Source organism: Burkholderia diffusa, assembly GCF_001718315.1.
In the GTDB taxonomy this organism is placed as follows: Bacteria; Pseudomonadota; Gammaproteobacteria; order Burkholderiales; family Burkholderiaceae; genus Burkholderia; species Burkholderia diffusa_B.
On sequence record NZ_CP013362.1, the window covers coordinates 281506 to 295153 of the forward strand.

The 13648-nt window shown below is 56.7% G+C and carries 9 protein-coding genes, 6 tRNA genes and 3 rRNA genes; 16 read left to right on the forward strand and 2 right to left on the reverse strand.

The window, feature by feature from the left end; translation table 11 throughout:
• Positions 1 to 555 precede the first annotated feature (555 nt).
• From WI26_RS01230 to rrf, 5 genes are all read left to right on the forward strand, one after another.
• Positions 556 to 2087: ribosomal RNA gene (locus WI26_RS01230) — 16S ribosomal RNA — on the forward strand.
• Positions 2088 to 2149: 62 nt separating this feature from the next.
• Positions 2150 to 2226 (forward strand) — tRNA-Ile (locus WI26_RS01235).
• Between the two features lie 38 nt (positions 2227 to 2264).
• A tRNA-Ala gene (locus tag WI26_RS01240) sits at positions 2265 to 2340 on the forward strand.
• A gap of 294 nt (positions 2341 to 2634) precedes the next feature.
• Positions 2635 to 5516: ribosomal RNA gene (locus WI26_RS01245) — 23S ribosomal RNA — on the forward strand.
• 157 nt (positions 5517 to 5673) lie between these two features.
• A 5S ribosomal RNA gene (gene rrf / locus WI26_RS01250) occupies positions 5674 to 5786 on the forward strand.
• The 16S, 23S and 5S rRNA genes sit together here with 2 tRNA genes alongside, the layout of an rRNA operon.
• Positions 5787 to 6182: 396 nt before the next feature.
• Here rrf and WI26_RS32060 read toward each other — a convergent pair.
• A complete protein-coding gene (locus tag WI26_RS32060) occupies positions 6183 to 6332 on the reverse strand; it encodes a hypothetical protein (RefSeq protein WP_155768724.1) in 150 nt (49 codons plus the stop codon).
• Between the two features lie 113 nt (positions 6333 to 6445).
• Positions 6446 to 7572 (reverse strand): IS3 family transposase gene (locus tag WI26_RS01255; protein ID WP_155768721.1). Its coding sequence is split into 2 segments (ribosomal slippage): positions 6446 to 7332 and positions 7332 to 7572, totalling 1128 coding nucleotides; the frame shifts between segments, so codons are not numbered across the junction.
• An 879-nt stretch (positions 7573 to 8451) separates the two neighbouring features.
• On the opposite strand from WI26_RS01255, the gene WI26_RS01265 reads away from it, so the two are divergent.
• From WI26_RS01265 to rplL, 11 genes are all read left to right on the forward strand, one after another.
• A tRNA-Tyr gene (locus tag WI26_RS01265) sits at positions 8452 to 8537 on the forward strand.
• A 43-nt stretch (positions 8538 to 8580) separates the two neighbouring features.
• Positions 8581 to 8654 (forward strand) — tRNA-Gly (locus WI26_RS01270).
• 25 nt (positions 8655 to 8679) lie between these two features.
• Positions 8680 to 8754 (forward strand) — tRNA-Thr (locus tag WI26_RS01275).
• A 65-nt stretch (positions 8755 to 8819) separates the two neighbouring features.
• Entirely contained in the window at positions 8820 to 10010 is a 1191-nt protein-coding gene (gene tuf, locus WI26_RS01280) for an elongation factor Tu (protein ID WP_011882996.1), read from the forward strand.
• Between the two features lie 59 nt (positions 10011 to 10069).
• Positions 10070 to 10145 (forward strand) — tRNA-Trp (locus tag WI26_RS01285).
• Between the two features lie 42 nt (positions 10146 to 10187).
• The gene (gene secE / locus WI26_RS01290; RefSeq protein WP_006482892.1) at positions 10188 to 10568 is read left to right on the forward strand and encodes a preprotein translocase subunit SecE; all 381 of its coding nucleotides are present in this window, start codon (positions 10188 to 10190) and stop codon (positions 10566 to 10568) included.
• A 1-nt stretch (position 10569) separates the two neighbouring features.
• Positions 10570 to 11127, forward strand: coding sequence for a transcription termination/antitermination protein NusG (nusG, locus tag WI26_RS01295; protein ID WP_006400672.1), 558 nt, complete (start codon positions 10570 to 10572; stop codon positions 11125 to 11127).
• Positions 11128 to 11267: 140 nt separating this feature from the next.
• Positions 11268 to 11699, forward strand: coding sequence for a 50S ribosomal protein L11 (gene rplK, locus WI26_RS01300; protein WP_006400671.1), 432 nt, complete (start codon positions 11268 to 11270; stop codon positions 11697 to 11699).
• Complete coding sequence (rplA, locus tag WI26_RS01305) at positions 11700 to 12395, forward strand: 50S ribosomal protein L1 (RefSeq protein WP_059468480.1); 696 nt, start codon at positions 11700 to 11702, stop codon at positions 12393 to 12395.
• Between the two features lie 295 nt (positions 12396 to 12690).
• A complete protein-coding gene (gene rplJ, locus WI26_RS01310) occupies positions 12691 to 13188 on the forward strand; it encodes a 50S ribosomal protein L10 (RefSeq protein WP_059448627.1) in 498 nt (165 codons plus the stop codon).
• Between the two features lie 63 nt (positions 13189 to 13251).
• Positions 13252 to 13626 (forward strand): 50S ribosomal protein L7/L12, encoded by a 375-nt coding sequence (gene rplL / locus WI26_RS01315; protein WP_021161757.1) that lies wholly within the window; start codon positions 13252 to 13254, stop codon positions 13624 to 13626.
• Positions 13627 to 13648 lie beyond the last annotated feature (22 nt).

Consider the following 13648-nt stretch of genomic DNA (forward strand, 5'->3'; position numbering starts at 1 on the left):
ATATATAGAGCGCGGAACGGCTGGCTTCTCGGAGATTGTGGGCGGCGCGCGGTCGCTCGAACCCGAAGCCCCCGTGCGCGGCAGCGCACGGGGGCTTTTTCAAAATATTTTCACAAAGGGGTTGCGGAGACGGGGGCGGGTGCATAGAATCACGCCTCTTTCGCGCTAACGGCAACGCGGCGCGGGAGAAGAAGGGAAGCGGTGCGATGGGTTGGCTGTAGAGCCCCTGGCGCACACGAAGTTGAACCCCGGTTGTCGCAACGAAGCAGTTAAAAAGTTGTTGACGAACCGAAAAAGACGGTTCATAATTTCGCTTCTCTGCTGCTGAAAACGCAGCGCTGCTGAGAAACTTCAGGTTTCTCGCAGAAATGCTCTTTAAAAATTAACAGCCGATAAGTGTGGGCGCTTGATGGCCGCGAGCTGATCTTCGGATCAGATAGCGAAAGTATCAAGAGTCTCACACTAAAGTAAGTCAGGTTTATGAAGTGATTCATATACCTGTCAGCTTTGAGTGAGCGACCGGTTCTTAACCGAACCGAAAACAGTAACAGGTTTAAACTGAAGAGTTTGATCCTGGCTCAGATTGAACGCTGGCGGCATGCCTTACACATGCAAGTCGAACGGCAGCACGGGTCTTGCACCTGGTGGCGAGTGGCGAACGGGTGAGTAATACATCGGAACATGTCCTGTAGTGGGGGATAGCCCGGCGAAAGCCGGATTAATACCGCATACGATCCACGGATGAAAGCGGGGGACCTTCGGGCCTCGCGCTATAGGGTTGGCCGATGGCTGATTAGCTAGTTGGTGGGGTAAAGGCCTACCAAGGCGACGATCAGTAGCTGGTCTGAGAGGACGACCAGCCACACTGGGACTGAGACACGGCCCAGACTCCTACGGGAGGCAGCAGTGGGGAATTTTGGACAATGGGCGAAAGCCTGATCCAGCAATGCCGCGTGTGTGAAGAAGGCCTTCGGGTTGTAAAGCACTTTTGTCCGGAAAGAAATCCTTGGTCCTAATATGGCCGGGGGATGACGGTACCGGAAGAATAAGCACCGGCTAACTACGTGCCAGCAGCCGCGGTAATACGTAGGGTGCAAGCGTTAATCGGAATTACTGGGCGTAAAGCGTGCGCAGGCGGTTTGCTAAGACCGATGTGAAATCCCCGGGCTCAACCTGGGAACTGCATTGGTGACTGGCAGGCTAGAGTATGGCAGAGGGGGGTAGAATTCCACGTGTAGCAGTGAAATGCGTAGAGATGTGGAGGAATACCGATGGCGAAGGCAGCCCCCTGGGCCAATACTGACGCTCATGCACGAAAGCGTGGGGAGCAAACAGGATTAGATACCCTGGTAGTCCACGCCCTAAACGATGTCAACTAGTTGTTGGGGATTCATTTCCTTAGTAACGTAGCTAACGCGTGAAGTTGACCGCCTGGGGAGTACGGTCGCAAGATTAAAACTCAAAGGAATTGACGGGGACCCGCACAAGCGGTGGATGATGTGGATTAATTCGATGCAACGCGAAAAACCTTACCTACCCTTGACATGGTCGGAATCCTGCTGAGAGGCGGGAGTGCTCGAAAGAGAACCGGCGCACAGGTGCTGCATGGCTGTCGTCAGCTCGTGTCGTGAGATGTTGGGTTAAGTCCCGCAACGAGCGCAACCCTTGTCCTTAGTTGCTACGCAAGAGCACTCTAAGGAGACTGCCGGTGACAAACCGGAGGAAGGTGGGGATGACGTCAAGTCCTCATGGCCCTTATGGGTAGGGCTTCACACGTCATACAATGGTCGGAACAGAGGGTTGCCAACCCGCGAGGGGGAGCTAATCCCAGAAAACCGATCGTAGTCCGGATTGCACTCTGCAACTCGAGTGCATGAAGCTGGAATCGCTAGTAATCGCGGATCAGCATGCCGCGGTGAATACGTTCCCGGGTCTTGTACACACCGCCCGTCACACCATGGGAGTGGGTTTTACCAGAAGTGGCTAGTCTAACCGCAAGGAGGACGGTCACCACGGTAGGATTCATGACTGGGGTGAAGTCGTAACAAGGTAGCCGTATCGGAAGGTGCGGCTGGATCACCTCCTTTCCAGAGCTTCTCGCAAAGTTGAGCGCTCACGCTTATCGGCTGTAATTTAAAGACAGACTCAGGGGTCTGTAGCTCAGTCGGTTAGAGCACCGTCTTGATAAGGCGGGGGTCGTTGGTTCGAATCCAACCAGACCCACCATTGTCTGGCGGTAGAACACCTGAGGCATCTGTACTCATGGGGGCATAGCTCAGCTGGGAGAGCACCTGCTTTGCAAGCAGGGGGTCGTCGGTTCGATCCCGTCTGCCTCCACCAATCACCAACGCTAAGGGCTTGGTTCAGACACTGAACCGAGAATTTTGCATTGGCGATTGAGCCAGTCAGAGTGATATGAGTAACACCATATCGGCTGTCGTTCTTTAACAATCTGGAAGAAGTAAGTAATTTGGATAGCGGAAGCGTCTTTGAGATGGACGTGGAAACTATCCGGGTTGTGATTGTATCGATGTATCTCAAGATGATTCGAACTTCATGTTCGGCTCAATTGGAATACGGCACAACGCGAGAACTCAACCTGTAACGACTGTCGATGAGACAGACTCGTTATAGGGTCAAGCGAACAAGTGCATGTGGTGGATGCCTTGGCGATCACAGGCGATGAAGGACGCGGTAGCCTGCGAAAAGCTACGGGGAGCTGGCAAACAAGCTTTGATCCGTAGATGTCCGAATGGGGAAACCCACTCCTTTTGGAGTATCCATGGCTGAATACATAGGCCATGTGAAGCGAACGCGGTGAACTGAAACATCTAAGTAACCGCAGGAAAAGAAATCAACCGAGATTCCCAAAGTAGTGGCGAGCGAAATGGGATGAGCCTTGCACTCTTTATTTGTATTGTTAGCCGAACGCTCTGGAAAGTGCGGCCATAGCAGGTGATAGCCCTGTAGGCGAAAACAGTATGAAAGAACTAGGTGTGCGACAAGTAGGGCGGGACACGTGAAATCCTGTCTGAAGATGGGGGGACCATCCTCCAAGGCTAAATACTCGTGATCGACCGATAGTGAACCAGTACCGTGAGGGAAAGGCGAAAAGAACCCCGGGAGGGGAGTGAAATAGATCCTGAAACCGCATGCATACAAACAGTCGGAGCCTCGTAAGGGGTGACGGCGTACCTTTTGTATAATGGGTCAGCGACTTACGTTCAGTAGCAAGCTTAACCGTATAGGGCAGGCGTAGCGAAAGCGAGTCCGAATAGGGCGTTCAGTTGCTGGGCGTAGACCCGAAACCAGGTGATCTATCCATGGCCAGGATGAAGGTGCGGTAACACGTACTGGAGGTCCGAACCCACTAACGTTGAAAAGTTAGGGGATGAGCTGTGGATAGGGGTGAAAGGCTAAACAAACCTGGAAATAGCTGGTTCTCTCCGAAAACTATTTAGGTAGTGCCTCGTGTCTCACCTTCGGGGGTAGAGCACTGTCATGGTTGGGGGGTCTATTGCAGATTACCCCGCCATAGCAAACTCCGAATACCGAAGAGTGCAATCACGGGAGACAGACATCGGGTGCTAACGTCCGGTGTCAAGAGGGAAACAACCCAGACCGCCAGCTAAGGTCCCCAAATATAGCTAAGTGGGAAACGAAGTGGGAAGGCTAAAACAGTCAGGAGGTTGGCTTAGAAGCAGCCACCCTTTAAAGAAAGCGTAATAGCTCACTGATCGAGTCGTCCTGCGCGGAAGATGTAACGGGGCTAAGCTATATACCGAAGCTGCGGATGCGTGCTTAGCACGCATGGTAGGAGAGCGTTCCGTAAGCCTGCGAAGGTGCCTTGTAAAGGGTGCTGGAGGTATCGGAAGTGCGAATGCTGACATGAGTAGCGATAAAGGGGGTGAAAGGCCCCCTCGCCGTAAGCCCAAGGTTTCCTACGCAACGTTCATCGGCGTAGGGTGAGTCGGCCCCTAAGGCGAGGCAGAAATGCGTAGCTGATGGGAAGCAGGTCAATATTCCTGCACCATTGTTAGATGCGATGGGGGGACGGATCGCGGAAGGTTGTCCGGGTGTTGGAAGTCCCGGTCGCTGCATTGGAGAAGGCGCTTAGGCAAATCCGGGCGCGTAATTCAAGGGTGTGGCGCGAGCTCCCTCGGGAGCGAAGCAATTGGAAGTGGTTCCAAGAAAAGCCTCTAAGCTTCAGTCTAACGATGACCGTACCGCAAACCGACACAGGTGGGCGAGATGAGTATTCTAAGGCGCTTGAGAGAACTCGGGAGAAGGAACTCGGCAAATTGGTACCGTAACTTCGGGATAAGGTACGCCCTTGTAGCTTGACTGGCCTGCGCCAGGAGGGTGAAGGGGTTGCAATAAACTGGTGGCTGCGACTGTTTAATAAAAACACAGCACTCTGCAAACACGAAAGTGGACGTATAGGGTGTGACGCCTGCCCGGTGCCGGAAGATTAAATGATGGGGTGCAAGCTCTTGATTGAAGTCCCGGTAAACGGCGGCCGTAACTATAACGGTCCTAAGGTAGCGAAATTCCTTGTCGGGTAAGTTCCGACCTGCACGAATGGCGTAACGATGGCCACACTGTCTCCTCCCGAGACTCAGCGAAGTTGAAGTGTTTGTGATGATGCAATCTACCCGCGGCTAGACGGAAAGACCCCATGAACCTTTACTGTAGCTTTGCATTGGACTTTGAACCGATCTGTGTAGGATAGGTGGGAGGCTATGAAACCGGAACGCTAGTTTCGGTGGAGCCGTCCTTGAAATACCACCCTGGTTTGTTTGAGGTTCTAACCTTGGCCCGTGATCCGGGTCGGGGACAGTGCATGGTAGGCAGTTTGACTGGGGCGGTCTCCTCCCAAAGCGTAACGGAGGAGTACGAAGGTACGCTAGGTACGGTCGGAAATCGTGCTGATAGTGCAATGGCATAAGCGTGCTTAACTGCGAGACCGACAAGTCGAGCAGGTGCGAAAGCAGGTCATAGTGATCCGGTGGTTCTGTATGGAAGGGCCATCGCTCAACGGATAAAAGGTACTCTGGGGATAACAGGCTGATACCGCCCAAGAGTTCATATCGACGGCGGTGTTTGGCACCTCGATGTCGGCTCATCTCATCCTGGGGCTGTAGCCGGTCCCAAGGGTATGGCTGTTCGCCATTTAAAGAGGTACGTGAGCTGGGTTTAAAACGTCGTGAGACAGTTTGGTCCCTATCTGCCGTGGGCGTTGGATATTTGAAGGGGGCTGCTCCTAGTACGAGAGGACCGGAGTGGACGAACCTCTGGTGTACCGGTTGTCACGCCAGTGGCATCGCCGGGTAGCTATGTTCGGAAGAGATAACCGCTGAAAGCATCTAAGCGGGAAACTCGCCTTAAGATGAGATATCCCTGGGGACTAGATCCCCTTGAAGGGTCGTTCGAGACCAGGACGTTGATAGGTCGGGTGTGTAAGCGCAGTAATGCGTTCAGCTAACCGATACTAATTGCCCGTAAGGCTTGATCCTATAACAAGTCTGCCTTGTAGATCGGCGCCGTGCGACAGCACCGGCCGCCAGATCCAGAGCGACAAGTTGGATTCTCGTGTGTGATACACACAACTCAAAATTACTGCTTCTTCCAAGATTGGTTCTGTTGGCCACGCCAGCAGGACAACCCTCTTTGCCTGATGACCATAGCGAGTCGGTCCCACCCCTTCCCATCCCGAACAGGACCGTGAAACGACTCTACGCCGATGATAGTGCGGATTCCCGTGTGAAAGTAGGTAATCGTCAGGCTCCCTAAGCCAGAAACCCCCGCCCAAACAGGCGGGGGTTTTTGCATTTGGGCGGCGGAAGGCGCGCGTGCAGGCAGTCGAACCTGTCCGTTCGTTGCTCGAGCACCGTAACTCGGTCCCCCCTTTCCATCATCCCGAACCTATCTCCAGATTATTCGCTGCAATCTCCGAGCGCGGAGACGACTTGGGCCGCCTCGGCGAAGCCAACCACCAAGGCACTTTTTCATCCAATGTCGGTGACTATGTTCGAGGCACGCGTGTCGTCGGTATGTGACTGGCGCGTTCATGGTAAGTCCGCGCCAGCTCGAGGCTGCGGGAGTATGGCCTGTTGGCACTCGAATGATGACCGAAATTCCCATCGGACCTTTCGTCGGCGCCCAGGAGTCGGGAGGTGAGCTCAGTTTGCCTGCTCGATCCAATCAGAAGTCTCCTCTGTTGTTTCTGTCGAGAGCGGGCTACCCGCTTCGAAGGGCGCTAGCTTCTTCGGCGAGCGAATGAACTGCGTCACCGAAACAGTCGAGACCTCAGCCACCGACGAGAAGTTCATGGCGCTCGTGTCGACGCGGGTTGTCGCGTCGCATGTTAGCTTCCATGGCGCCAGGTCCGCAGACGGCGCCGCATAGGGATTCCAATCAAAGTCGACATGACCTGCCCCCGGTTTTAGTCCGAACTGCAGTTAGAGTCCGAAGTTAAAAACTGCTGCTTCGCGTCGTGCGCCCGGGCGAACTGCGCAGGCGTCAGATAGCCGAGCGAACTATGAGGCCGCTCGGTGTTGTACTCGATACGCCATTCCTCAATCAGCCGCTTGGCGTGGCGCATTGAGACGAACCAGTGCTCGTTCAGGCATTCGTCGCGGAAGCGACCGTTGAAGCTCTCGATATAGGCATTCTCCACCGGCTTGCCAGGCCTGATGAACGACAGCGTGACACCGGCTTCGTAGGCCCATGCATCCAGCACCTTACCAGCGAACTCCGGCCCGTTGTCGACCGTGATGGATGCGGGTAAGCCTCGCATCTCCTTGAGCCGCTCGAGCACTTGCTGAACGCGTAGGCCCGGCAATGAAGTATCGACCTCGATGGCCAAGCACTCGCGCGTGTAGTCGTCGACCACGTTCAGGCATCGAAACCGCCGACCATAGGCCAGCCCGTCAGAAACGAAGTCCATCGACCAGCTCTGATTCGGGCCTGTTGGTAACGGTAGCGGCGTGCGCTCGACAGCCGCAATACGCTTGCGTCGCCGCTTGCGCACACTCAGTCCCGCCTTGGTGTACAGGCGCCAGATACGCTTGTGATTGACGAAGTAGCCATCCCGCTGCAACAGCACGTGAATCCGGCGATAGCCGTAGCGGCGCTTCTGCGCGGCGATGGCCATCATCCGGCCAGTCAGCACTTCGTCGTCAACTCGGCGGCGTGATTCGTAATAGAACAGAGAGCGCGAAATCCCTACCAGCCCGCAGGCCCGGGTAACACCCATGGCACGTTCGGTCATCAATATCCGGACCGCTTCGCGCTTGGCCTGCGGGCTTGCTACTTTCGAGCCAGCAAGTCCTTCAGCGCGGCGTTGTCGAGCATCGATTCGGCCAACAGACGCTTGAGCTTACTATTCTCCTGCTCCAGTTCCTTCAGGCGCTGCGCTTCGGAGACCGTCATCCCGCCGAACTTCGCTTTCCAGTTGTAGTAGGTCGCTTCCGAGATGCCGTACTTGCGACACAGCTCCGCCGGCTTCAGGCCAGCCTCGGCTTCCTTCAAGATACCGATGATCTGTTCTTCGGTGAATCGCTTTTTCATTGCCGTTCCTCTCTGGAACGGACTCTACACCGTCACCGTACTAAACGCGGGGAGCAGGTCAGACACAGGAACCGGCCGTGGACACCGGATGCTTCGTCGCCGCTTACAACGCAACGATGCCGGTGACCGCCGCAGTTCCGGAAGCTGCCGCACGCCATGGTATTGGACAGCCCTCGGGCGCGCCTTATGGCCGCTGGAGGCGACGATGACGCCCTGGACCGGTGCCGAAAGCTCGATCTCGCCTCAAACTCCTCCTGCCGCTGCTACGCGACGCCTGTCCCTGGCGGCCACGTCGAATACGCATCACTGCCGCAGCGAGCGTGCAGCCGAACTGCGCGCTCGCGCAAGCCGATCTAGATAGGTGCCTGATCAGACTGTCGCGGCGAAGCCGCGCTATACATCTGATATCCGCTGTGTTCATACGATACTCGGCTCGTTGAGCGCGGATTCCGGTGTCGCAGCGGAAGAGGCGAGCAGCGGCGCTATATCCGGATATCTGGCTTCGGTATGCCAGAAGTTCCCGCAGACAACCCGGTCGACCCCGTGGACGGTGTTCTGCCGCCCCATTATCAATAGGCTTCAGCGGTCCAGGCGTGTGCCAGACGTCTCGGAAATTCCCGTCGGCATGGAAATTGCGGATTTTTTGCGTCTACCCGCTTGGCATTATGCTTGGGAGGCCGTATGATGGCGGTCTTTCGTTTTTAGCGAAGATGCAAATCGACGCTGAAGACGGGGTCTGACGAACATGTGGGCTTGCCTTAGCCGGGTGAGCGCGAATGTCAGGTGAATCGCACAAGTGCGCTGGAAGAGAATGAAAAATAATCTTCCGGATGTGCTTGACAAGAGTGCGATGCACCCCCATAATCGTCAGTTCTCTACGGAGGGGTGCCCGAGTGGCTAAAGGGGGCAGACTGTAAATCTGTTGGCTTACGCCTACGTTGGTTCGAATCCAACCTCCTCCACCAGAACATCAGCGCAGAGAGCGGTAGGGAATCGTTAGTGGCCCGTGCGGGTGTAGCTCAATGGTAGAGCAGAAGCCTTCCAAGCTTACGACGAGGGTTCGATTCCCTTCACCCGCTCCAGTCCGTGTAGTTGAAGCGTAATAGCGCCCATGTGGCTCAGTGGTAGAGCACTCCCTTGGTAAGGGAGAGGTCGGCAGTTCGATCCTGCCCATGGGCACCAGCAGTAAAAAGTCAGTGTCTGTTTGCGCGCGGCGCAACATGTGAAATTCCTTTCGGGAGTTGAAAATGGCCAAGGAAAAGTTTGAGCGGACCAAGCCGCACGTCAACGTTGGTACGATTGGTCACGTTGACCACGGCAAGACGACGCTGACGGCAGCGATCACGACGGTTCTGACGAAGAAGTTCGGCGGCGAAGCGAAGGCCTACGACCAGATCGACGCGGCACCGGAAGAAAAGGCGCGCGGCATCACGATCAACACGGCACACGTCGAGTACGAAACGGCAAACCGCCACTACGCACACGTCGACTGCCCGGGCCACGCTGACTATGTGAAGAACATGATCACGGGCGCGGCGCAGATGGACGGCGCGATCCTGGTTTGCTCGGCAGCAGACGGCCCGATGCCGCAAACGCGTGAGCACATTCTGCTGGCGCGTCAGGTTGGCGTTCCGTACATCATCGTGTTCCTGAACAAGTGCGACATGGTGGACGACGCAGAACTGCTCGAGCTGGTCGAGATGGAAGTTCGCGAACTGCTGTCGAAGTACGACTTCCCGGGCGACGACACGCCGATCGTGAAGGGTTCGGCCAAGCTGGCGCTGGAAGGCGACACGGGCGAGCTGGGCGAAGTGGCGATCATGAACCTGGCAGACGCACTGGACACGTACATCCCGACGCCGGAGCGTGCGGTTGACGGCGCGTTCCTGATGCCGGTGGAAGACGTGTTCTCGATCTCGGGCCGTGGTACGGTGGTGACGGGTCGTGTCGAGCGTGGCATCGTGAAGGTCGGCGAGGAAATCGAAATCGTCGGTATCAAGCCGACGGTGAAGACGACCTGCACGGGCGTTGAAATGTTCCGCAAGCTGCTGGACCAAGGTCAGGCAGGCGACAACGTCGGTATCCTGCTGCGCGGCACGAAGCGTGAAGACGTGGAGCGTGGCCAGGTTCTGGCGAAGCCGGGTTCGATCACGCCGCACACGCACTTCACGGCTGAAGTGTACGTGCTGAGCAAGGACGAAGGCGGTCGTCACACGCCGTTCTTCAACAACTACCGTCCGCAGTTCTACTTCCGTACGACGGACGTGACGGGCTCGATCGAGCTGCCGAAGGACAAGGAAATGGTGATGCCGGGCGACAACGTGTCGATCACGGTGAAGCTGATCGCTCCGATCGCGATGGAAGAAGGTCTGCGCTTCGCAATCCGCGAAGGCGGCCGTACCGTCGGCGCCGGCGTCGTCGCCAAGATCATCGAGTAAGCCAGTTATTCGTTGATCGACAGTTTTGGGGCTGGCAGCAGCCGGCCCCAACATGGTTTAGGGGTATAGCTCAACTGGCAGAGCGTCGGTCTCCAAAACCGAAGGTTGGGGGTTCGATTCCCTCTGCCCCTGCCAAAAATCGCCACGTGTCCCACGTGGCATTTGTTTTAAGGTGTTATGGCGAATCCATCCGTCGAAACTGTAAATACCTCCGGCGATAAGCTGATGCTGGCCCTGGGCGTATTGCTGGTCTTGGCCGGATTCGTGGGCTTCTTCTGGCTGGCCAATCAGCAGTGGTATGTCCGCGGTGCCGCATTGGCGGTAGGTATCATCGCCGGCGTGGCCGTCGGTCTGATGTCCGCACCTGGCAAGAGCCTCATCGCATTTGCCAAGGATTCGTACAAGGAAGTCCGCAAGGTCGTTTGGCCCACCCGAAAGGAAGCAACGCAAACCACACTTGTCGTGTTCGGTTTCGTGCTCGTGATGGCGATTTTCCTCTGGCTGAGTGACAAATCGATCGAATGGGTGATTTTCTCGGCGATTCTGGGTTGGAAATGATATGAGCGATACTCCGGCATCCCCGAGCGGAAAGCGTTGGTACGTTGTGCACGCCTACTCCGGTATGGAGAAGAGCGTGCAACGTGCGCTTCAAGAGCGCATCGAACGTGCTGGCATGCAGGATAAATTCGGTCAGATTCTTGTGCCGACCGAAGAAGTGGTCGAAGTCAAAGGTGGCCACAAGGCAGTAACCGAGCGTCGTTTCTTCCCCGGCTACGTGCTGGTGGAGATGGAGATGACGGACGAAACGTGGCATCTCGTGAAAAACACGGCGAAGGTCACGGGTTTCGTCGGCGGTGCGCGTAACCGCCCGACCCCGATTTCCCCGAAGGAAGTCGAAAAGATCATGTCGCAGATGCAGGAAGGCGTCGAGAAGCCGCGCCCGAAGACCCTGTTCGAAGTTGGCGAGATGGTGCGTGTCAAGGAAGGCCCGTTCACGGACTTCAACGGCACCGTCGAGGAAGTCAACTACGAAAAATCGCGCGTGCGTGTGTCGGTCACCATCTTTGGCCGTTCTACCCCGGTCGAACTCGAGTTCGGTCAGGTCGAAAAAGTTTGATCCCGATTCGGTGGGCAGCCTCGGCTGCCCACCTTCGCGCTTACGGTTCGCGTTATAGCCGTTGAGGAGCGTCAGTAGCCAAGGGCGAACGCGCGTTATCACTCACCGAACGCCGTCTGGCGTTCCAACGAGGTTTACAAATGGCAAAGAAGATTGTCGGCTTTATCAAGCTGCAGATTCCTGCAGGTAAAGCCAACCCGTCGCCGCCGGTCGGTCCGGCACTGGGCCAGCGCGGCCTGAACATCATGGAGTTCTGCAAGGCGTTCAACGCGCAGACTCAAGGCATGGAGCCGGGTCTGCCGGTGCCGGTGGTCATCACGGCATACGCTGACAAGAGCTTCACGTTCGTGATGAAGACGCCGCCGGCGACCGTCCTGATCAAGAAGGCGGCGAAGGTGGACAAGGGCTCGAGCAAGCCGCACACCGACAAGGTCGGTTCGATCACGCGCGCTCAAGCCGAAGAAATCGCGAAGACCAAGATGCCGGACCTTACGGCAGCTGATCTGGATGCAGCCGTTCGCACCATCGCTGGTAGCGCACGCTCGATGGGCATCACTGTGGAGGGCGTGTAAATGGCTAAGATCTCCAAGCGCCGTCAGGCATTTGCCGCCAAGGTCGACCGTCAGAAGCTGTACGCGATCGAAGACGCACTGGCACTCGTGAAGGAATGCGCGAGCGCGAAGTTCAACGAGTCGATCGACGTCGCAGTCCAGCTCGGCATCGACGCGAAGAAGTCGGACCAGGTCGTTCGTGGTTCGGTCGTTCTGCCGGCAGGTACGGGCAAGTCGGTTCGCGTTGCCGTGTTCGCACAAGGTGACAAGGCCGAGCAGGCTCGTGCAGCAGGCGCGGAAATCGTCGGTATGGAAGACCTGGCTGAGCAGATCAAGGCCGGCCAGATGGACTTCGACATCGTGATCGCTTCGCCGGACACGATGCGTATCGTCGGTACGCTCGGTCAGATCCTCGGCCCGCGCGGCCTGATGCCGAACCCGAAGGTCGGCACGGTCACGCCGGACGTCGCGACTGCAGTCAAGAACGCGAAGGCTGGTCAGGTGCAATTCCGTGTCGACAAGGCCGGTATCATCCACGCGACCATCGGCCGTGCATCGTTCGAAGCAGACGCATTGCGTTCGAACCTGTCGGCACTGATCGAAGCGCTGCAGAAGGCCAAGCCGGCAACGAGCAAGGGCGTCTACCTGCGCAAGATCGCACTGTCGAGCACGATGGGCGTCGGCGTGCGTGTCGACCAGGCTACGCTGGCAGCATAAGCAAGTATTCGGGCCGCTTCGTTCGCGAAGCGGCCTACATGGGCTTTGGGCGGTTGTTCGTGCAGCAGGGCGGGCAACCGGTTATCAAAGACCGTTGGTGGGACGCAGCAGGCAGGCGATCCCTTAATTCAAGCCAACGCAGATGGCGAACCCGAAAAAGTTTTGCAGTGGTGAAGCCGCAGGTCGTGAAGCGATTCACGGCGTGAGGTGGAAATACTCCTAACGAGGTCGGACGCCGTTGTTGAACGAGGTACGTGAGGTTTCATGCCGAACGTATCGTTTCTGGAGGCTAACCGTGCCGCTTAATAGAGAAGACAAGCAAGCCGTCGTCGCTGAGGTTGCCGCGCAAGTCGCGAAGGCCCAGACCGTTGTGCTGGCTGAGTATCGTGGAATTGCGGTTGGCGATCTGACCAAGCTGCGCGCGAAAGCGCGTGAGCAACAGGTTTACCTGCGCGTGTTGAAGAACACGCTGGCGCGTCGCGCTGTTGAAGGTACGCCTTTTGCTCCGCTGGCAGAGCAGATGACTGGCCCCCTGATCTACGGCATCTCGGAAGATGCAATTGCTGCTGCTAAGGTCGTCAACGACTTCAGCAAGAGCAATGACAAGTTGGTCATCAAGGCTGGTTCGTTCGATGGCAAGGTGATGGACAAGGCTGGCGTGCAAGCGCTGGCAAGCATCCCGAGCCGTGAAGAACTGCTCTCGAAGCTGCTGTTCGTTATGCAAGCGCCTGTTTCGGGCTTCGCGCGTGCTCTTGCCGCGCTGGCCGAGAAGAAGCAAGCGGAAGCTGCGTAATCGAGCGTGCATCAGCGTCACTGATCGCTGGCTGTATCCGAATTCAATTTAGGAGTATTTCAAATGGCAATCGCAAAAGAAGACATCCTGGCAGCAGTCGAAGGGATGACCGTTCTGGAACTGAACGAACTGGTCAAGGCGTTCGAAGAGAAGTTTGGCGTGTCGGCAGCTGCTGTGGCAGTCGCTGGCCCGGCAGGCGGCGGCGCTGCTGCTGCTGCAGAAGAGAAGACCGAATTCACGGTCGTTCTGGCTGAAGCGGGCAGCAACAAGGTTGCAGTCATCAAGGCAGTTCGCGAACTGACGGGCCTGGGCCTGAAGGAAGCGAAGGACGTCGTTGACGGCGCACCGAAGGCTGTCAAGGAAGGCGTCGACAAGGCTGCTGCTGAAGAAGCCAAGAAGAAGCTGGAAGAAGCTGGCGCGAAGGTCGAAGTCAAGTAAGTTTCGACGCGCTGTGCGAAGG

Bases quoted from the DNA above. Each gene is read 5' to 3' on its own strand.
- secE (WP_006482892.1), top strand. From the start codon at position 10,188: ATGGCGAATCCATCCGTCGAAACTGTAAATACCTCCGGCGATAAGCTG.
- rplA (WP_059468480.1), top strand. From the start codon at position 11,700: ATGGCTAAGATCTCCAAGCGCCGTCAGGCATTTGCCGCCAAGGTCGAC.
- rplK (WP_006400671.1), top strand. From the start codon at position 11,268: ATGGCAAAGAAGATTGTCGGCTTTATCAAGCTGCAGATTCCTGCAGGT.
- rplL (WP_021161757.1), top strand. From the start codon at position 13,252: ATGGCAATCGCAAAAGAAGACATCCTGGCAGCAGTCGAAGGGATGACC.
- tuf (WP_011882996.1), top strand. From the start codon at position 8,820: ATGGCCAAGGAAAAGTTTGAGCGGACCAAGCCGCACGTCAACGTTGGT.
- WI26_RS32060 (WP_155768724.1), bottom strand. From the start codon at position 6,332: ATGAACTTCTCGTCGGTGGCTGAGGTCTCGACTGTTTCGGTGACGCAG.
- nusG (WP_006400672.1), top strand. From the start codon at position 10,570: ATGAGCGATACTCCGGCATCCCCGAGCGGAAAGCGTTGGTACGTTGTG.